General features: G+C 62.8%; 14 protein-coding genes and 1 tRNA gene. 6 read left to right on the top strand and 9 right to left on the bottom strand.

Annotated elements, in window-relative coordinates; translation table 11 throughout:
• Positions 1–3: 3 nt before the first annotated feature.
• The 7 genes from C8C98_RS17450 to cysS all read right to left on the bottom strand — a co-directional run bounded on the left by C8C98_RS17450 (position 4) and on the right by cysS (position 10,093).
• The gene (locus tag C8C98_RS17450; protein ID WP_121455317.1) at positions 4–3,504 is read right to left on the bottom strand and encodes an ATP-binding protein; all 3,501 of its coding nucleotides are present in this window, start codon (positions 3,502–3,504) and stop codon (positions 4–6) included.
• Positions 3,497–4,762, bottom strand: a complete 1,266-nt coding sequence (locus C8C98_RS17445) for a hypothetical protein (protein WP_147436394.1) — start codon at positions 4,760–4,762, stop codon at positions 3,497–3,499. The genes C8C98_RS17450 and C8C98_RS17445 overlap by 8 nt, the downstream gene beginning before the upstream one ends.
• 760 nt (positions 4,763–5,522) lie before the next feature.
• Positions 5,523–5,615 (bottom strand) — tRNA-Ser (locus C8C98_RS17440).
• Between the two features lie 227 nt (positions 5,616–5,842).
• A complete protein-coding gene (gene tilS, locus C8C98_RS17435) occupies positions 5,843–6,793 on the bottom strand; it encodes a tRNA lysidine(34) synthetase TilS (RefSeq protein WP_121455315.1) in 951 nt (316 codons plus the stop codon).
• 138 nt (positions 6,794–6,931) lie between these two features.
• Entirely contained in the window at positions 6,932–7,909 is a 978-nt protein-coding gene (locus C8C98_RS17430) for an acetyl-CoA carboxylase carboxyltransferase subunit alpha (RefSeq protein ID WP_121455314.1), read from the bottom strand.
• An 87-nt stretch (positions 7,910–7,996) separates the two neighbouring features.
• On the bottom strand, positions 7,997–8,671 hold the full coding sequence (locus C8C98_RS17425; RefSeq protein ID WP_370450418.1) for a DNA-3-methyladenine glycosylase: 675 nt from the start codon (positions 8,669–8,671) through the stop codon (positions 7,997–7,999).
• A 45-nt stretch (positions 8,672–8,716) separates the two neighbouring features.
• Positions 8,717–10,093 (bottom strand): cysteine--tRNA ligase, encoded by a 1,377-nt coding sequence (gene cysS, locus C8C98_RS17420; protein WP_121455313.1) that lies wholly within the window; start codon positions 10,091–10,093, stop codon positions 8,717–8,719.
• Positions 10,094–10,307: 214 nt separating this feature from the next.
• Here cysS and C8C98_RS17415 point away from each other — a divergent pair, with 214 nt between their 5' ends.
• The 6 genes from C8C98_RS17415 (at position 10,308) to C8C98_RS17390 (ending at position 15,645) form a co-directional block, all read left to right on the top strand.
• On the top strand, positions 10,308–11,393 hold the full coding sequence (locus C8C98_RS17415) for a tetratricopeptide repeat protein (RefSeq protein WP_121455312.1): 1,086 nt from the start codon (positions 10,308–10,310) through the stop codon (positions 11,391–11,393).
• 167 nt (positions 11,394–11,560) lie between these two features.
• On the top strand, positions 11,561–12,832 hold the full coding sequence (locus C8C98_RS17410; protein ID WP_121456349.1) for a L,D-transpeptidase family protein: 1,272 nt from the start codon (positions 11,561–11,563) through the stop codon (positions 12,830–12,832).
• Positions 12,829–13,410: a peptidylprolyl isomerase gene (locus tag C8C98_RS17405; RefSeq protein WP_121455311.1), complete on the top strand. Its 582-nt coding sequence runs from the start codon at positions 12,829–12,831 to the stop codon at positions 13,408–13,410. The genes C8C98_RS17410 and C8C98_RS17405 overlap by 4 nt, the downstream gene beginning before the upstream one ends.
• A 45-nt stretch (positions 13,411–13,455) precedes the next feature.
• On the top strand, positions 13,456–13,962 hold the full coding sequence (locus C8C98_RS17400) for a peptidylprolyl isomerase (RefSeq protein ID WP_121455310.1): 507 nt from the start codon (positions 13,456–13,458) through the stop codon (positions 13,960–13,962).
• Positions 13,963–13,978: 16 nt separating this feature from the next.
• Entirely contained in the window at positions 13,979–14,770 is a 792-nt protein-coding gene (locus C8C98_RS17395; protein WP_121455309.1) for a UDP-2,3-diacylglucosamine diphosphatase, read from the top strand.
• Between the two features lie 38 nt (positions 14,771–14,808).
• Positions 14,809–15,645, top strand: coding sequence for a zinc-dependent peptidase (locus C8C98_RS17390; protein WP_121455308.1), 837 nt, complete (start codon positions 14,809–14,811; stop codon positions 15,643–15,645).
• A gap of 41 nt (positions 15,646–15,686) precedes the next feature.
• Here the strand turns inward: C8C98_RS17390 and C8C98_RS17385 are convergent, their stop codons facing one another.
• Entirely contained in the window at positions 15,687–16,109 is a 423-nt protein-coding gene (locus tag C8C98_RS17385; protein ID WP_121456348.1) for a DUF2267 domain-containing protein, read from the bottom strand.
• 71 nt (positions 16,110–16,180) lie between these two features.
• The gene (gene mdeB / locus C8C98_RS17380; RefSeq protein WP_233574581.1) at positions 16,181–18,871 is read right to left on the bottom strand and encodes an alpha-ketoglutarate dehydrogenase; all 2,691 of its coding nucleotides are present in this window, start codon (positions 18,869–18,871) and stop codon (positions 16,181–16,183) included.
• Positions 18,872–18,952: the final 81 nt, after the last annotated feature.

Below are 18,952 nucleotides of genomic sequence, written 5' to 3'. Positions count from 1 at the left end.
TTGTCAGTCTTCTTCTGTCTTCAAGCCGCTAATGGCAGTCAGCGGCGCGTAGAACGAGCGATAAAGATTCTCATAGCAGTCCCGAAGTGCCGTATCGGGGTGAGTCAGGCAGTCATCGAGAATGCGACGCATCATTAACAACATCGACGTGCGGTTGTTGTCCGGCTGACCGTTCGCAGACTTCGGCGCCCATGCGGCATCCACAAAGTAGACGAAGGCCGGACAGTCGCCTCGCATTGCTCGGCCGATGGTCTGCAGGATCATGATCATCTGGTCGGCGACGAACGGGCGCCCGAACTCCCCGAGTGCTCGGGACGCCTGAGGCAGGCGTAGCAAGGCCCCGACCTTGTGCGATACCTCCGAGCGCCGGGCACGCATGGTGGCAAGGGCTTCCGCTGGCGAGGCAAAGCTTGCTTGGTCGAACGCCTCAGATGCTGCCCCGACGACTCCTTGCAAGAATCCGAGGCTGTCGCTCCGCGGGTGGGGCCGGGTCAGGAAGTAAAGCGAGCCGATCATGGCCTTGTCCGCCCTCGGGCCGAATTTGTAGACGATGTTGACGCCTCGCCCGATGGCACTCATCGGGAAAATGAAGAGGTCCCAATCCTTGTCATCGCCGAGGCGCTCGACTTCAGATGCAGTAATGCCGTGCTCAGACGCCAAGGCGAGCCCGCCACCGCGCACCAGGTAGCGCACTCGATCACGCCAAGCGGGAAACTGCTGGCGGATGTGCTCGTAGAGCATCTCGCACTGCTCGTAGCTGTTGACCACGAAGGCTGCTTTACGGTCAACGCCGTCAACGACGTCGTTTTGGGCGAGCGCAGACTCCACCTTGCTAACGCGGCCTCCTTCGAGCAGCTCTGTAGCCATGGCCTTGAGCACGAACTCCCGGCGAGACAAGCGAGACCCGCTGAAGAAGAGCCGCTGGCGATCGTCATACGGGTCCTTTAGCGGCAGGAAATAGTAGCGCGAGTCCGCCCAGCCAGCACCAGCGTTGGGGCGACGCAGAACATAGTGCGGACCCTCGTTGATGTGGTAGCTCGGGCTGTCTTGCAACAGGGACGTCGCACTCGTCAACAGTACCGCCGGTCCGGTGCCACCCGAGTCTCTGCCCAGCTGCGCGATTCGATGCATCAGCATCCGTGGCGTGCCCACAAAGCCGACGTGCGCAATGTCGACATCCCCTTCATCGCCGACGGTGTACCGAACGCCGCTCAGGCGGCCCGCAAGGGACTCAGGCACGAACCCTAGCAGTTCCTTGGACGGGCGAGACTCGAACACTTCGTCGCCGAGGATGCCTTGACCGTTGAGCAGTCGCAGGTGCGGCCCCAAGCCAAAGTGCTGCAAGACAAGCAAGGTGACGTTGGCCAGCAGCCGAACGTGTTCCGTGAAGAACTTCGGCTCCTTCGCCGGGGCAAGTCCTGGTGCACGCAGCAGTACACAGGCGAGCACGTTGAGGTACTCATCGGTTCCCTCCCGGTCCCAGGTGTCTAGGGCATCTAGGACCTCTGCCGCATATGCGCGGACGGCATCTGGCGTCACGTGCATCTGCGCAGCGATCTTCGAGACCTCGCTATCCCCCATCCTCGATGAAGCAACAGCCGGTGGCTCGTCACCCGAGCCTTCGCCGTCATCTTCGCGCTGCAACTCGTTGAGGTGCCGAAGCGCTTCACCGCCTTCGCGGAATGCCACCCGCTTGGCGGCGTAGTCCCAGATGCGCTCGAGTCCTTGACGGGCGTCCAAGTGCGCTTCCACCTCTTCCTCGTCCTCCACCGCGGCTGCAAACCGGCTCAGCGGGAACATGTCGGCAATCAAGGACAGCCCCGTCAGGAGCTTACGCGAGTATTCGTCGCGAAACTCCTTGGGCGACTTCACAATCCCTGCAGTCAACCGCTCGGCTGCTTGGCCAAAGCGCCCAGACATGACCATGATGGTGGCAATGGATGTCCCGCCAATGAAGGCGTTGCGCCCCTGCGCCGCCGGTGCATGTAAGTCCAGCAACAGACGGTTCCACACCGAGTCTGAGTCGCCAGAGAGCTTCATCAGTGGCGTGCCTCGGCCATCCATGTTGGCCTGCGCACCGTCGCACTCATCGACGACGACCAGGTCAAAGGTGCGCGCAAGATGCTCGAAGTGCTTGAGTTGCACGTCGCTGAAGAGAGGTGAAATGTCGCGGTCGGTCGACAGGATGTGACCTGCCCAGACGTTGGCATCGACCAAAGCCCGCTCGGCTTCTTGGCGCCCGCACACTGATGCCAAGGCGCACTGATGAGCGGCCGGCCTATTGCTGGCCTTGGCGCCGGCCGGGGTCTGGTGGACCTGCTGGCAAGGCGGATGTGCGTGCGGGAAGGCAGCCTCCTCGTCACCTGCAAAGGCCGCCAGACTGCAGTTGGTTGCGAAGAACGGCGCCGCTGTCCGAGTGACTGCATAGCCCCGGTTGTCTTGGGAGAGGGCTGCGGCAAAGCTCGCAACGTGCTTCGAGCGCGCCTTGTCGCTCTGACCGAACAGAAGAGCTGAGCGCACGTCGTACAGGGCAAGGCGTTCGATGAAACCCGTGGCCACCTCAATCGAAGGGAAGAGGAAGCACACGCGGTAATCGCGCTCGCTGGCCCAGGCCGCCAGCAAATACAGAAGCGTTGTCTTGCCGGCTCCTGGTAAACCGATGAGATGCTTAACCCCGATGAGCTCAAGTGCGTCGCACTCGGCCAATCCAGCTGGTGTCGCCTGCATCAACACCGCAGTCTTCTCGCCAGTGGCAGTGTGCAGTCGTCGATACCAGCTTCTCTCGCCAGGCCTTTGGCGACCAGCGGTTTCGTCCATGGTGTCAAACCTATCTGCGGTTGCTACTAGGTCAGACCACCGAACAAGCTCTGGTGCGCGCCCGTGACGGGCCATGTCCATGATGGGCGGCTCTGGCGGCTGATAGCCAAGCGGCGCAATTGCGGTCTCGAAATGCTGGCGCTCGTCAATCACGCGAGCAAGAAAGGTCGGGTCGTGGCGCTTGCGGGGAGCACGCTTGCGCACGAGCAACGGCGAAGTTAACGATGCCAGCGCCTCACGAACGTCGTCGGGCATGATGGACGTCCACACGGGTTGGACGTTGAGTTGCGCGTCAACCTCAAACCTTTTGCTGCGTCCGTCCTCTTCATCGACGGTCGGCTTTGACACGCTAGGTGCTCCAGCCCCGGAGTCACTCGGCTCAGGATCGTCGTCCCACACCTTCGGTTTTTTCCCTTGGCGGCGCTTTTGATCCAGACGCCTGTGCGCTTCGTTGTATTGGTCGACCATCAAGCGCAATTCGCGCTGGCTCCAAGGAGCGTGGCCGTCGATGCGCAGGTTTTGAATCGCAGTGACAATGTTGCCTGGCAGCGTCTTCATCACCGAGTCAAAGCCCGTGAGAAAGGCTGGGAGGTCGCGCAGGTGTGTCTTGCCAAGCAGCTGCGTAGCCAGCAAGCACAGGTAGTTGAGCGCATTGGCGCCGCGATAGGGTTGGAGGCGCTCACGCATGGCCGATCTCCTCCACTGCGTCTCTCAATGTCAACGCGCGGATGGCCGACCCTTCGAGGCAGGCACTCAGTCGGTCGATGTAGTTGGGGACTCGTCGCGCCAGCCAATCCGGAATCACCAGCAGCGGCTTCTTGTAGGTGCGTAGACCGCCTGGCCGACGCTTGAGTCGCTCGCCCAGCAGCTCCGGACTACTATAGGCTTTGAGATCAATCCCGACTACACTTCCTTCACCGAGGTCCAGGTCGACGGTGTCGCGGTTGGGGTAGAGCCGCACCTTGTGGCCGAGCGCTTCGAGCTTGTCAGCAAGACGCAGCTCATCGATGCCCGGCTCGAACCAGTACTTGCGCAGTGACTTGTTCAGGCGATACAGATCCGTGCTCGGTACAGTGCTTCCCGGGTGGGGGCCGTGCTCCGCGCAACAGGCAGCCGTTGTGCAGCGCAAGGCGCGGCCTGACACTACCATGATGTTTCCGCAGTGGCTGCATAGCGTCGCCTCATCGCCAGCGACGAGGCCGGCTGGCAGCGGTTCGTAGAACTGCTGGTCGATGCAAGTCCAAACAGGCGTAGGTAGCCTGCCATAAAAGCGGAACATCTTGCTTCGTTGGATGACCGGGTTGCGCACAACGAACGCCCGCGCTTGACTATAGTACTCGTCAGCGTCCTTCGTGGGCTGCTTGGACAGGGCGTCTTGGAACGCCGCAAACACTTGCTCCTCAAGCAGGCCTGTCACGCCGCTGAACCCTACAGCCAGTTCTTCGGCTTCCAGCGTTGGCATCCGGTCCTCGGCGTCGATAAGCCGCACAGAGTTCAAGCCAGCGTCTTTGACGGCGGCGACGGGAAGCCACTCGCCCAGTGGTTGCTTGCAGATGGCTAGCAGCTGGTGGATCTCCGCGCCGATATCACTCAGGCCTTCGACAAGGCGAGCCCTGGAGACAAGAGCCATCGCCCGCCGATCCTCATCCGAGAGACCCGACACATCGGCGCGCAGGCGATCGACACCTGAAACCATAGACGCACCACCACCCATGAACACTTGGCGAGCTTGACGGGTCACTAGTGCTGCCAAGGCGACTGGCAGCAGTTTCATGGCGTCGTTGCCCTGGACCCACTTTGGTCCGCCGCCACCGATGGAGGAGCTGGTAGAGAGAGGTTCGTCGGGCTTCGATGTCTCACGCACAAGCGCCTCGATCTTCTCAATCAGCAATTTGGGCATTTTGCGGTAGTCGCTTGAGTCTGCAGGCATGCGGTAAGTCTTCATAGCCCGCGACTCCACGCCGACTAGCGCCGCAAATTGATCCCACTTTAGCTTCTTCCCAACTGGGGCAAGAGCCGTCTTAGCTGCCGCAAGGAAGGCCTTCTGGTCCGATAAATTGGCGTCTAAAAGCATTCTCTAGCGTGGGCCGAATATGATCCGCTCTAAGGACCGCCAGTGCTTACAACTAGCTACAAAAGTCCGCAGCGCGTACCATAAAGCCACAACAACCGGCAGTCAAGCCTTCGTGCGACGCCGTGGTGGCAAAACAGAACGCCTAGCAGCGGCGCATAAGCCTCAGTTTCGATTGCAGCAACCATCAGCGGTCAAGCGTCTGCTGATCGGGCAAACAAGCGGAAGACGGCTGTGCGATCTTTTACAGTCGCAGGAGAGTTTCTCGATGATTGTCCACTTGAGTGCTGCGACGCCTCGTCCCAGCCAAAACCAGTCGCTCAAGAATACGGTCAGCTTGCGCCCGATTGCCGCAGTGGACTCATCACCAGATGCACACCGCTCTACATCGACCGACCGAAACCGCTGCAAAGTAGTCTTCTAGGCGTTGAGAGAAGCCACAGAGCAGCAAATCAAATCGAGTCAACCACGAAGGCCAGGAAGACCCGAGTTGCGCCTCGTCAACAAAGTAGCCGATGACCAAAGAGTCCAATTTTCTCCAACTCCATCCAAACCAATGCGCACATGAATTGGTAGATTGATTGGTAGATAGAAACAAAAAAGCGCCCCGAAAGGCGCTTTTTTGCTTGGCTTTTGGCGGAAACGGAGGGATTCGAACCCTCGATGAGGCTCTACACCCCATACTCCCTTAGCAGGGGAGCACCTTCGGCCACTCGGTCACGTTTCCAATCCGGCTATTATGCCTCATTTTTAGCGCCTCTCAGCGAAACTCGAACGTCAGGCAAACGGACGGAAGTTGGATCGAATGTGTTGCGCAGCCCGTATCCGATCTGCTCGGACTGTGTTTCATTGATCGTTTTGGCGATGCAGTTTCCAAAGCGAGAGCCTCTGCAGCCCTTGCCCCCCGAGCTCACAGGCCATGAGCACATTCCCCTGCTGGCTCTCATACAAAGCCTAGGTGCAACACCAATCCAGAACCGCCCCTTGACGGACAACGAAGCCCCGCCCTACCTTGAGCCGCAATCGATGCCCTCGGGTGGTGCAGGCGGCCACTTGGTCCAGCAGTTCGGCCAGTTGGGCGGCGGAGGGTGTGGTGTAGTGGTGCACACGCAGCCAGTGGCGAAGCACATTGGCTTGCCGAGCCCGGCTCAGCGCTTGCAAGGCCTTGATCTGTGGCGGTGCGCCAATCAGTAGCAAGTCTTGCCGGGCGACTTCTTGCAGCAATGCATCGGCCTGAGCGGCGTGGGATGCGGCGCGGCCAAAAGTGTCGCGGAATGCGGGGAAGGCGGCCTCCAGCGCAGGCAAAAGGCGTGCGCGGATGCGATTGCGGGTAAAGCGCTCGTCGCTGTTGCTGGGGTCTTCCACCCAGGTCTGCCCGCTCTGGCGCAGCCAGTCGCGCACTGCGCTGCCTGGCACCTGCAGCCAGGGTCGGTACCACGGTCGACCTGCGCGCTGCCACTGGGCGGGCATGGCGGCCAGGCCCGCGACGCCTGCGCCTCGGGAGAGCGCCAGCAGCATCGTTTCCACTTGGTCATCGGCATGCTGCGCCAGCGCTACCGATTTAATAGTACCTAGCGTTGAATCTTCGGCCAATGCGGCATCAAAGGCTTGGTAACGCGCCTGGCGAGCAGCGTCTTCAGGGCTCTGCCCGCTGGCGTGGCGGGCATCCACCCGCTGCACCACCAGGGGCACCTCCAGTGCGCTGCACAACTGCAGGCAATGCGCCTCAAACCCCGCAGCCGCAGCCTGCAAGCCGTGGTTGACATGGATCGCCCAAACTTGGCCCGGCCACTTCTGGGCCGCCGCCAAAAGCAATGCTGTGGAGTCCGCACCGCCACTCAGTCCCACGGCCAAGGGCAACTCCGGGTTGAAAGCGGCCATTGCCGCATCTACAGACAGCGTCATGCCAAACCCGCCCTTCCCGAAATGCCCAGCAAGGGGGCGACCCACCCTGCCACAAAGGCCAGCACAAAGACAAAGGCCCCTTTCGGGGCCTTGGCATGGGGGCGATGAAAACAGCCCATCGCAATCATGTGCGTGCGCTCAGCGGCTGTCGGCCTTGGTATCGCTGAAGCGGCCGTAGCTTTGCAGGCGCTCGTAGCGACGGTCGAGCAAGTCCTTGGTCTTGAGGTCTGCCACTTGGCGGAAGGCATCGCCCAGCGCGCGCTTCAGGAAGGCCGCCATTTGCTTGTGGTCACGGTGCGCGCCGCCCACAGGCTCGCTCACGATTTTGTCCACCAAACCCAGGGCCTTGAGGCGATGGGCGGTGATGCCCAAGGCGTCAGCCGCTTCCTGGGCCTTGTCGCTGGTCTTCCAGAGGATGGACGCGCAGCCCTCGGGGCTGATGACTGAGTAGATGGCGTACTGCAGCATGACGACCTGATCGGCCACGCTGATGGCCAGCGCGCCGCCCGAGCCACCTTCACCAATGATGGTGGTGATGATGGGCACTTCCAGCTGCGCCATCTCGAAGATGTTGCGGCCAATGGCTTCGGACTGGCCGCGCTCTTCGGCATCAATGCCTGGATAGGCGCCAGGGGTGTCCACAAAGGTGAACACAGGCAGCTTGAACTTCTCGGCCGTCTTCATCAGGCGCAGCGCCTTGCGGTAGCCCTCGGGCTTGCTCATGCCAAAGTTGCGCATGGCGCGCTCCTTGGTGTCGCGCCCCTTTTGGTGGCCCATCACCATGCAGGCGTGGCCGTTGAAGCGGGCCAGCCCCCCCACGATGGAGAGGTCGTCTGCATAGTGGCGGTCACCGTGCAGCTCCACAAAGTCGGTGAAAATGTCGCGCACGTAGTCCAGCGTGTAGGGACGCTCAGGGTGACGCGCAATCTTGGTGATCTGCCAAGGGCTCAGCTCACTGTAGATGTCTTTGGTGAGCTGCTGGCTCTTCTTGCTCAGCTGGTCAATTTCTTCCGAAATATCGACAGCGCTTTCGGTCTGCACGTAGCGCAGTTCTTCGATTTTGGACTCAAGTTCGGCAATCGGCTGCTCGAAATCCAGAAAGGTTTTTTTCGCCAACGTTTTTCTCCTTAGGTCGCGCACTGCGGGGCGGCCACAAATGGCACGCAATGTAACCGATGGCGGGCAACGGTCAGTTGTCCGCCATCAATCGGCGGCGGGTGCGGGGTCCAGCGATCGCCAAATATACCAAGTTGCCACACTGCACCAAGGCTTCCAGGCCTCGGCCACTTCACGGGCGTCGCTGCGGCTGACCAGCTCGCCAGAAAAGTAATTCTGGCTGATGCCAGTGATCAAGCCTGGGTCGTCCAGCGGCAGCACATTGGGGCGCTGCAGATAGAAGATCAGGAACATCTCGGCCGTCCAGCGGCCAATGCCACGGATGTCCACCAGCTCGGCAATGATCGCCTCGTCGTCCATGGACTCCCAGTCCTTGACATGCAGCTTGCCATTGTCAAAGTGCAGCGCCAAATCCACGAGGTAGTCGATCTTGCGGGCGGACAGGCCTGCCGCACGCATGTCGTCCACCTTCAGCTTGAGCACATTGGCAGGGCTCAGTTGGCGCGACAAAGCGGCAAAGCGTTCCCACACAGCTTGTGCGGCTTTGACCGAAGATTGCTGACCCACGATGCTGCGCGCCAGCGTGGTGAAGGCATCGCGGCGGGTTTGCAGCGCTGCATCGCCAAATTGGGGGATCAGGCGCTTCATCACCCGGTCTTTTTTGACCAAGTGCTTGCACGCTTCGGCCCAGTAAGCAGGCGTCGTCAGCACGGGCGAAGCCTCAGGGGCATCGATTGATGCTATTTTTTTAGTAGCTGCCACCGCTCATCCAGTCTGCCTTGATGGCGGTTTTATTCACACAAACGTTCACTGCGCAGCTTCCCAGGTCGTCCCAGCGGCTGAATCCTTGAGCACGATGCCTTGCGCCAGCAGCGCCTGACGGATGCGGTCTGCCTCGGCGAAGTCCTTGGCAGCCTTGGCGGCAGCGCGGGCGGCGATTTGGGCCTGGATGGCAGACTCGTCCAGCCCGGCACCGGCCTGCAAGAAGGCCTTGGGGTCGCCTTGCAGCAGACCCAAGCATTGGCCCAAGCCCTTGAGCAGGCCCGCCAGCTCGGCAGAGCGGGTCTTGTTGACCTCGCCAGCCAAGTCAAACAGCACCGCTACCGCTTCGGGCGTGCCAAAGTCTTCGTCCATGGCGGCCTTGAAGCGTGCGGCGTAGGAATTGCTCCAGTCCACCGCCACGGCAGCGGGCTCCACCAGGCTCAGGGCGGTGTACAGGCGCTTGAGCGCCTGGCGGGCATCGTCCAGGTGGGCATCGCTGTAATTGAGGGCGCTGCGGTAATGGGCACGCACAATGAAGAAACGCACCGTCTCAGCGTCGTACTGCTTGAGCACATCGCGGATGGTGAAGAAGTTGCCCAGGCTCTTGGACATCTTCTCGTTGTCCACGCGTACAAAGCCGTTGTGCACCCAGAAATGGGCCAGCGGCTTGCCTGTAGCGCCTTCGCTCTGGGCGATTTCGTTTTCGTGGTGGGGGAACTGCAGATCGGCCCCGCCACCGTGGATGTCAAAGGTCTCACCCAGCGTGGCGCAGCTCATGGCCGAGCACTCAATGTGCCAGCCCGGGCGACCAGTACCGAATTCGCTGGCCCACTTGGCGTCTTCCGGCTCATCGGCCTTGGCGGATTTCCACAGCACGAAGTCCAGCGGGTCTTCCTTGCCGTCTTGCACGGCTACACGCTCGCCCGCACGCAGTTCGTCCAACGACTTGCCCGACAGCTTGCCGTAGCCGTCAAACTTGCGCACGGAATAGTTCACGTCACCGTTGCCAGCGCGGTAAGCCAGGCCCTTGCCTTCGAGCTGGCCGATCAGCGAGAGCATCTGCGGCACATATTCAGTGGCCCGAGGCTCAACCGATGGAGGCTCAATGCCCAACAGGCCGATGTCCTGGTGCATGGCCGCAATCATCTCGTCGGTGAGCTGGCGAATGGTGATGCCACGCTCCAGCGCGCGCTTGATGATCTTGTCGTCAATATCAGTGATGTTGCGCACATAGGTGACGCGGTAACCGCTGCTTTTGAGCCAGCGCTGGACCACATCAAAGGCCATCATCATGCGGGCGTGGCCGATGTGGCACAGGTCGTAAATGGTCATGCCGCACACATACATGCGGACGTGGCCAGGTTCGAGCGGGGAAAAGTCTTCCAATGCACGCGAAAGCGTGTTGTAGATGCGCAAACTCATGGGGTATCAGTGTCGGGAATGGGGAGGATGGGCGATGCGGATCGCCCTGCAGCGCGGAGGCACAGCCCCACGCGGGGGACGGTGCCCGGCACCGGACACCCTATGAAATCACCAGCGGCAACAGCGCACCGTCATGACAACCCCCCTCAGCTACAATCCGCCGAAGTATAAGCCCGGCCCGGGTTTCACGCCGTTCAACCCCTCCAGAACCCCCATGAAGCAAGTCCGCCGCACCCTTCCCCGACTCCTGCGCCTGTTGGCACTGACGGCGCTTGTCGGCACCGGCGCAGCCCAGGCCAACGACTACGCCGACATCACCCAGTTGCTCAAGGCGGGCAAGGCAACAGAAGCACTTGCCAAGGCAGACCAGCGATTGTCTGCCAACCCCCGCGACCCTCAATTGCGCTTCCTCAAAGGCGTGGCGCAAGCCGACTCCGGCAAGCCCGCTGACGCTGTGGCCACGTTCACCAAGCTGACCGAGGAATACCCCGAGCTGCCCGAGCCCTACAACAACCTGGCCGTGCTGTACGCCAACCAAAACCAGTTGGACAAGGCCCGCACCGCTTTGGAAATGGCCATTCGCACCAACCCCAGCTACGCCACGGCGCACGAAAACCTGGGCGACATCTACGCCAAGCTGGCCAGCCAGGCCTACAACAAGGCGCTGCAGCTGGACGCGGCCAACGCCACATCGCTCAAGCCCAAGCTGGCGCTGATCCGCGAACTGTTCTCCGCCGACGCGGCCAAGGGCGCCAAGCCCGCCGCAGCCGCACCGGCCCCTGCCGTGATTGCCGCGCAGCGCCCCGCCCCCTCACCTGCGGCAACACCGGCGCCGGCTCCAGCAGCAGCCCCTACGGCAGCCCCTGCACCCGCAGCAGTTGCCCCTGCCGCCAGCCCCGCACCTGCAGCGGCCCCAGCGGCTGCGCCCGCTGCCGACACAGCCAAGAAAGAGGCCGCCAAAGACACCAAGGAAGTCTCTGCAGCCGTGCAAGCCTGGGCCGCAGCCTGGGCTGCCAAGGACATGAAGGGCTACCTGTCGGCCTACGGCAAGGAATTCAACCCACCCGGCAAGCAAACCCGCGCCGCTTGGGAGAAAGAACGCGAAGCCCGCATCGTGGGCAAGTCCAAGATCACCGTGCAAGTGTCTGACCTGAACGTGTCGATGAACGGCAGCAAGGCCACAGCCCGCTTTCGCCAGGCCTACAGCGCCGACTCGCTTAACGTGACCAGCCGCAAGACGCTGGACCTGGTAGAGACCAACGGTCGCTGGCTCATCGTGCGCGAAGCCACAGGCGGTTGATTGCCCCCTGGCGCCCCAACTCCAGCCCAGACTCCACACCTTTGATAGGGCCGACAGCGCAAGCCGTTGGCTCTTCGGTTTTTTCTGACAGCCCCTTGATACAGCGCCACAGCGTGCCAGCCCCTTACTGCAGCGTGCAAACCCCCTTCTGGATTCGCCACGCGGCCATGGCCGTGACCCTGTTCGCCTTGGCGGCGCAGTCTGCAGCGGCCCCGCCGGTGCATGCGCAAGCATCGCAGCCAGCGGCCAAAAGCAAGCGCCCCACCCCCGCTGCGCAGCGCGCCGCCCCAACCCCTGTGGCCCCCAAGGCGCTGCAAGACGGTCAGGCCGAAACGCGCCTGCTCAAGGTGTATCAATTGGCCAGCGAGGGGCGCGGCCGCGAGGCACTGGCCCAGGCCGAAAGCCTGGCCCGCGAATACCCCAATTTCCAGCTCGCACAACTGGCCGTGGGCGACTTGCTGGCCGCGCGCGTGCGCCCCATCAAGCAGCTGGGCGATGTGCCAGAGCCAGCCCTGCCCTACCCGCCCGAAGTGACCGCCACGCTCGATGAGCTGCGCACCGAGTCGCGCCAGCGCGTGCAGGCCCAGCGCGCCCGCCCGGCGGCTACGCACATTCCGGCGCAATTTGTCGAGCTGGCCCCGCGCTACAAGCACGCCATTGCCATCGACGCCTCACGCTCGCGGCTGTACCTGTTTGAGAACACGGACAAGGGCCTGAAGCTGGTGGCCGACTACTACGCTTCGGTGGGCAAGTCGGGCATTGAAAAAGCCTCTGAAGGAGACCAGCGCACGCCCCTGGGCGTGTACTTCATCACCAGCCGCCTCGACCCGGCCACGCTCAAAGACTTCTACGGCGCGGGCGCCCTGCCCATCAACTACCCCAACCCGCTGGACCAGAGCCGGGGCAAGACCGGCAGCGGCATCTGGCTGCATGGCACGCCACCTGAGCAGTTCTCGCGTGCGCCACTGGCCACCGATGGCTGCGTGGCCCTGGCCAACCCTGATCTGGAGCGCATCTTGCGCACGGTAGAGCCACGCTCCACCCCCGTGGTCATCGCGCAGAAGCTGCAGTGGGTGCAGGCCCAGAGCATGCAGGCCGAGCGCCAGTCGTTTGAGACGGTGCTCAATGCCTGGCGCACCGCCAAGTCCAACGGCGATATGAACCGCTTGCTAGGCTTTTACGCCCCCGACTTTCAGAGCTACAAGAAAAAGCCCCTGGGCGAATGGGCCGCCGTGCTGCAAGCCGAGGCCCAGGCACTCAAGGGCCGCACTGTCCACCTCAAGGACAAGGCCTACCTGCGCTGGACCGATTCGGCCGACACCATGGTGGTAACGTTCGGCGAAGTGGCCGAGGGCGCACGCACCGGCCCCATCAAACGCCAATACTGGACGCGGCGCGGCCAGCAGTGGCAAATCTTTTTTGAAGGAGTGATTGGATGATTTCCAAAAGAAAATCGATGCTGGCGCTTTCAGGACTTGCGCTAGCAGCTATGTTTTCAGTAGCAACAGCCCAAGCGCAAACCGCACCCAAGGTCAAGCTCGCTACGTCCATGGGCGACATCGTGGTGCAGCTCGACCCTGCCAAGGCCCCCAAGTCGGTCGAGAACTTCCTCTCCTACGTGAACGACAAGCACTACGACGGCACCGTCTTCCACCGCGTGATGGACGGCTTCATGATCCAGGGCGGCGGCTTTACCGCCGATATGGTGCAAAAGCCCACCAAGCCGCCGATTCCGCTCGAAGCCAGCAACGGCCTCAAGAACGACACCTACACCATCGCCATGGCGCGCACGAGCAACCCCAACTCGGCCACCTCGCAGTTCTTCATCAACGTGAAGGACAACGCCATGCTCAACGCCCCCAACCCCGACGGCCACGGCTATGCCGTGTTCGGCAAGGTGGTGGAAGGCACTGCCGTGGTCGACAAGATCAAGGCCGTGGCCACCGGCAACAAGGGCGGCCACCAGAACGTGCCCAACACCCCCATCACCATCACTTCCGCCACCGTGGTGAAGTGATTCCGTATTTCTACCCCAGACCTTTTTTCTGAAAGAAGCATTGCCATGAGCAACCCACAAGTCGAACTGCACATCACCGGCTACGGCGTCATCACCCTCGAGCTGGATGCTGCCAACGCGCCTAAGTCCACCGAGAACTTCCTGGCCTACGTGAACAAGGGCCACTACAACAACACGATTTTTCACCGTGTGATCCCCGGTTTCATGGTGCAAGGCGGCGGCTTTGAGCCAGGCATGAACCAGAAGAACTCCGATGCCCCCATCGAGAACGAAGCCAAGAACGGCCTGAAGAACGCCAACTACACCGTGGCCATGGCCCGCACCAGCGACCCGCACTCGGCCACTGCACAGTTCTTCATCAACGTGGCCGACAACGGCTTCTTGAACCACACCTCGCCCACACCCCAAGGCTGGGGCTACGCCGTGTTTGGCAAAGTGGTTTCGGGCACCGACGTGGTCGACAAGATCAAGGCTGTGAAGACGGGCCGCAAGGGCTTCCATGACGACGTGCCAAAGGAAGACGTGGTCATCGAAAAGGCTGTGGCACTCTGATCCTCTTGAAGGCTCTGTGACCCCGACCGTGCCCACGTTCGCGGAGCTTGTTGCTCCTGCGCACTGGCGCACGGTCGATTTCATTTCGGACCTGCACCTGCAGTCCAGCGAGCCCGCCACCGTGGCCGCATGCCTGCACTACCTGCAGGCCACACCCGCCGATGCCATCTTTCTGCTCGGCGACATTTTTGAAGTCTGGGTGGGCGACGACGCCCTCGACGACCCTGGCAGCTTCGAGGCCCAGGTCTGCGCCCAACTGCAAGCCGCTGCACAACGCTGCGCGCTGTACTTCATGCACGGCAACCGCGACTTTTTGGCGGGCAATGCCTTTTTGCAGCACTGCGGCATCACCGGCCTGCCAGACCCCACCGTGCTGACCTTTGCAGGCCAGCGCTATTTGCTCAGCCATGGCGACCTGCTGTGCATTGACGACACGGACTACCAGCGCTTTCGCGTACAGGCGCGCAGCAGCGCCTGGCAGCAACAGTTTTTGTCCCAGCCCCTGGCCACGCGGCGCGCGCAGGCACGCGGTATTCGGCAAGAGAGCGAGGCGCGCAAGCAGTCCGGCGCCATCTATGCCGATGTGGACCACGCCAGCGCCATCGCCTGGCTGCAAGCGGCAGGCGCCCACACACTCATCCACGGCCACACCCACCGGCCCGCTGACCACGCCCTGGCCCCGGGCCTGCAGCGCGTGGTGCTGAGCGACTGGGACGCCACCGCATTGCCCCCCCGGCTGGAAACACTGCGTTTGTCCGCAGCGGGCTTGGAACGGGTGGCCCTGGCCCCCATGTACCAGCCATCCTGACTCAGGGGCCGTGATCGCGTCCCCACCAGATCACTGCCATGCCTCCCATCCTCAATCGGCTTTGGCGCCATGTGCGCGCCACCGTGGCCCCCGTGCCCGACATCTCGGCAGACCTGTGGCTGCAGACACTGCAGCGCTACCCGTTTTTGGCCGCGCTGTCGCTGCACGAACAAAGCAAGCTGCGCGCACTGAGTGCGCTGTTTCTGGACCAAAAGCAGTTCCACGGCGCGCACGACCTCACGGTGACCGATGCCATGGCCATCGACATTGCGGCGCAGGCCTGCCTGCCGCTGCTGCACCTGGGCGAAGCCGCCAAGGCGCTGGACTGGTACGACGATTTCGTGACCATCGTGGTGCACCCCGGCGAGGCCGTGGCGCGCCGCCAGACGGTGGACGAGGCCGGTGTGGTGCACGAACACACCCAGGTGCTGCTGGGCGAAGCCATGGAGCGCGGCCCGGTGATGCTGAGCTGGCAGCATATTGCCAACGCACACGAGAACACCGAGCGCGGGCACAACGTGGTGGTACACGAGTTTGTGCACAAGCTCGACATGCGCACGGGCACGGCCAACGGCTGCCCGCCCCTGCCTGCGGGCTTCATGGGCGCGCGCACGGGCCGTGGCGCTTATGAAGCCTGGTGGAACGCGTGGGAGCCTGCCTACCAGAACTTTCGCGAGCGCGTCATCCTGGCCGAGCGCTTTGGCGCTGAGCAGCCCTGGCTAGATGCGTACGGCGCCACGTCACCCACCGAATTTTTTGCCGTGGCTTGCGAAGCGTACTTTGTGAACCGGTCGCGCTTTGCGCAAGAGTTTGCGGCGCTGGTGCCGGTGCTCGATGCGTTCTTCATGCGCTCGACAGACCTGCGCGGGCTGTAAGAACCTGCGCCTAGCATCAACCGCTGGGCACTTCGGGGCCCTTAATCCACCGCCCAATAGCTGCGCGCGCCCTCGGGCATGGATTCCATGGTCCGGTCCCATGTGGGCGGATGCACCTGTTCACGCAAAGCGCGAGCGACAGCCAGCACCGCGTTGTCGGGCGAAAAGTTGTGCTCGTGCCGGACCGACCGCACATCGGCCAGCCACGCACTCGCATCGCCAAAATCCTTCGGCGGCTGATTGGGGTCCCAATCTTCCACAAACAGGGCGCGCACCATGGGCGGCAGCACCCGCGCAAATCGAATGCCGTCGGCCAGACTCAGGCGGGATCGGAAGGCATGCAAAACCCCCACCACCATATTCCAGGCCATGTTGGTGGTGGGCAGGCCAGCGTGATCGCGAGCGGACACCAGAAATCGCTCGAACTGCAGCGTAGGGTTTTGGTATTCAAAAGGAGGCGGCATGTAGCGATCGTATCGCGCGAGCCCCTGCGCCCCAGCACCGCCAATGCCCCTGGCTACATCGGCGCTATCCATCAAACACCCCGCTGCAGCGCAAACCGCGCCGCCTTGGCCACTGCCTGCGCATCCACCCCGAAGAACTGGCGCAGTGCCGCGCGCGTGTCGCTGCGGCCAAAGCCGTCGGTGCCCAGGGTGAGGTAGCGGCGGCCTTCGGGCACGAAGGCACGTACGGTTTCTGGCACAGCGCGCACGTAGTCGGTGGCGGCAATCACGGGGCCCTGGGTTCCTGCCAGTTGCTGCGCCAGCCACGGGGTCTGGGGGACCGCATCACCGTCCATGGCGCGCTGCTCGCAGGCGATGCCGTCGCGGGCCAGCTCGCTCCAGCTGGTCACGCTCAGCACCGTCACCTCCACGCCTTCGGCCGCCAGCAGCTCGGCTGCCTTGACTACTTCGGTCAGTATGGCACCCGAGCCCATGAGGGTAACGGATTTGGATGAAATCGGGCTCTCATGCCCGTCCTTCAAGCGCTGGTAGCTCCTGAAAACATAGCATCCACGCAATACCCCCTCGGCTGCATCCGCAGGCAAATCGGGCTGTGCGTAGTTCTCGTTCATCAGCGTGACGTAGTAGAAAACGTCGCGCTGCTCGGCCACCATCTCGCGCATGCCAGCGTCGATGATGACGGCCATCTCGCCCGCGTAGGCCGGGTCATACGCCTTGCAGTTGGGGATGGTCGCTGCCACCAGGTGGCTGGTGCCGTCCTGGTGCTGCAGCCCCTCGCCGCCCAGTGTGGTGCGGCCTGACGTGGCGCCCAGCAAGAAGCCACGCGCACGCTGGTCGGCGGCGGCCCAAATGGCGTCGCCCACGCGCTGAAAGCCGAACATCGAGTAGTAGATGTAGAACGGCAGCATGGCCAGGCCATGCACGCTGTAGCTGGTGGCCGCCGCCGTCCAGCTCGCAATCGCACCCGCCTCGCTGATGCCTTCTTCCAAGATTTGGCCGTCCAGCGCCTCACGGTAGCTGAGCACCGAGCCGATGTCTTCCGGCGCATAGCGCTGGCCCACGCTGCTGTAGATGCCCACCTGCTTGAACAAATTGGCCATGCCAAAGGTGCGCGCCTCGTCGGCCACGATGGGCACGATGCGCGGACCCAGCGTGGCGTCTTTCAGCAGCGTGCCCAGCATGCGCACAAAGGCCATGGTGGTGCTCATCTCCTTGTCCTGCGGCTGCAGCGCAAACTGGGCGTAGCTGGCCAGGGGCGGCACGGGCAATGCGTCACAGGCCGTCTCGCGCCGGGGCAGGTAGCCGCCCAGCGCCTGGCGGTGGCTGCGCAGGTAGCGCATCTCGGCGCTGTCTTCGGCGGGCTTGAAAAAGGCGAGACTGGTGGCCTGCTCGTCCGTGAGCGGCAGGTTAAAGCGGTTGCGAAACTCGATGAGGTCCGTATCGTCGAACTTCTTTTGGCTGTGCGTGGTCATCTTGCCCTGCCCGGCCGTGCCCATGCCGTAGCCCTTTTTGGTGTGGGCCAGGATCACGGTGGGCTGGCCCTTGTGGGCGGCGGCTGCAGCGTAGGCGGCGTGGATCTTCACCAGGTCGTGCCCGCCGCGCTTGAGGCGGTCAATCTGCTCGTCCGTCATGCCCTGTGCCAGCGCGGCCAGTTCGGGGCTTTGGCCGAAGAAGTTGTCGCGGTTAAAGCGCCCGTCCTTGGCGGCAAAAGTCTGCATTTGCCCGTCCACCGTGCCTTGCAGCGTGCGCACCAGCGCGCCGGTCAGGTCGCGGGCAAACAGGCCGTCCCAGTCGCTGCCCCACACCAGCTTGACCACGTTCCAGCCCGCACCGGCAAACAGGCGCTCCAACTCGTCGATGATGCGGCCATTGCCGCGCACCGGGCCGTCCAGGCGCTGCAGGTTGCAGTTGACCACCCAAACCAGGTTGTCCAGGCCTTCGCGCGCGGCCAGGGTCAGCGCGCTCATGCTCTCGGGCTCGTCCATCTCGCCGTCGCCAAACACACCCCACACTTTTCTACCTTGGCAATTGAGCAGGTTGCGGTGCGTGAGGTAGCGCATGAAGCGCGCGTGGTAGATGCTGCTGATAGGGCCGATGCCCATCGAGCCTGTGGGGAACTGCCAGAAGTCGGGCATCAGCCAAGGGTGCGGGTAGCTGCACAGGCCCTGGGCTCCGGCTGCGGGCGCCGTGAGTTCCTGGCGGTAGTGCAGCAGGTCTTGTTCAGACAAGCGCCCTTCCAGAAACGCCCGCGCATACACGCCCGGCGCGCTGTGGGGCTGAAAGAACACCAAATCGCCCCGGTGCTGCCCTTCGCCCAGCCCCTCGCGGGCACGGAAGAAATGGTTGAAGCCGCTTTCAAAAAGGTCTGCAGCGCTGGCGTAGCTGGCGATGTGGCCACCCAGTTCTCCATACGCCTGGTTGGCCCGCACCACCATGGCCAGCGCGTTCCAGCGCATGATGGACGCCAGCCGCTCTTCCACGGCCAGGTCGCCAGGAAACACTGGCTGGTTCTGCACCGCCACCGTGTTCACGTAAGGCGTGTTGAGCTGGGGCTGCCAGCCAATTTGCTGGGTGCGCGCCAGGTGCACCAGCTCGGCCAGGATGTGGCGCGCCCGCTCTGGCCCCTCGGTGGCCACCAAGGCCACAAAGGCATCGCGCCATTCGGCGGTTTCTTGGGGGTCCGCATCCGGCGCACCCAGGGTGCAATCGAAGGCGACGGGATCAGCGGCTTGCAGCAGGGTGTGGGGTGTGGGGGCGTTCATGCCATTCACTGTAGTGAGGACATCGCCAAATAAGTTGCCGATCTCGCTCCATATTCAGAGCAGACCAGCACAGAATGCCAC

This window comes from Acidovorax sp. 106 (assembly GCF_003663825.1).
Taxonomy (GTDB): domain Bacteria; phylum Pseudomonadota; class Gammaproteobacteria; order Burkholderiales; family Burkholderiaceae_C; genus Acidovorax.
The sequence above is the reverse complement of the archived record's forward strand: the minus strand, read 5'-3'. Positions and strand labels throughout refer to the sequence as shown.

Coding starts and splice junctions, on each gene's coding strand:
- tilS (WP_121455315.1), bottom strand. CDS start 6,793: ATGACGCTGTCTGTAGATGCGGCAATGGCCGCTTTCAACCCGGAGTTG.
- C8C98_RS17400 (WP_121455310.1), top strand. CDS start 13,456: ATGAGCAACCCACAAGTCGAACTGCACATCACCGGCTACGGCGTCATC.
- C8C98_RS17445 (WP_147436394.1), bottom strand. CDS start 4,762: ATGAAGACTTACCGCATGCCTGCAGACTCAAGCGACTACCGCAAAATG.
- C8C98_RS17405 (WP_121455311.1), top strand. CDS start 12,829: ATGATTTCCAAAAGAAAATCGATGCTGGCGCTTTCAGGACTTGCGCTA.
- mdeB (WP_233574581.1), bottom strand. CDS start 18,871: ATGAACGCCCCCACACCCCACACCCTGCTGCAAGCCGCTGATCCCGTC.
- C8C98_RS17410 (WP_121456349.1), top strand. CDS start 11,561: ATGGCCGTGACCCTGTTCGCCTTGGCGGCGCAGTCTGCAGCGGCCCCG.
- cysS (WP_121455313.1), bottom strand. CDS start 10,093: ATGAGTTTGCGCATCTACAACACGCTTTCGCGTGCATTGGAAGACTTT.
- C8C98_RS17450 (WP_121455317.1), bottom strand. CDS start 3,504: ATGCGTGAGCGCCTCCAACCCTATCGCGGCGCCAATGCGCTCAACTAC.
- C8C98_RS17390 (WP_121455308.1), top strand. CDS start 14,809: ATGCCTCCCATCCTCAATCGGCTTTGGCGCCATGTGCGCGCCACCGTG.
- C8C98_RS17385 (WP_121456348.1), bottom strand. CDS start 16,109: ATGCCGCCTCCTTTTGAATACCAAAACCCTACGCTGCAGTTCGAGCGA.
- C8C98_RS17415 (WP_121455312.1), top strand. CDS start 10,308: ATGAAGCAAGTCCGCCGCACCCTTCCCCGACTCCTGCGCCTGTTGGCA.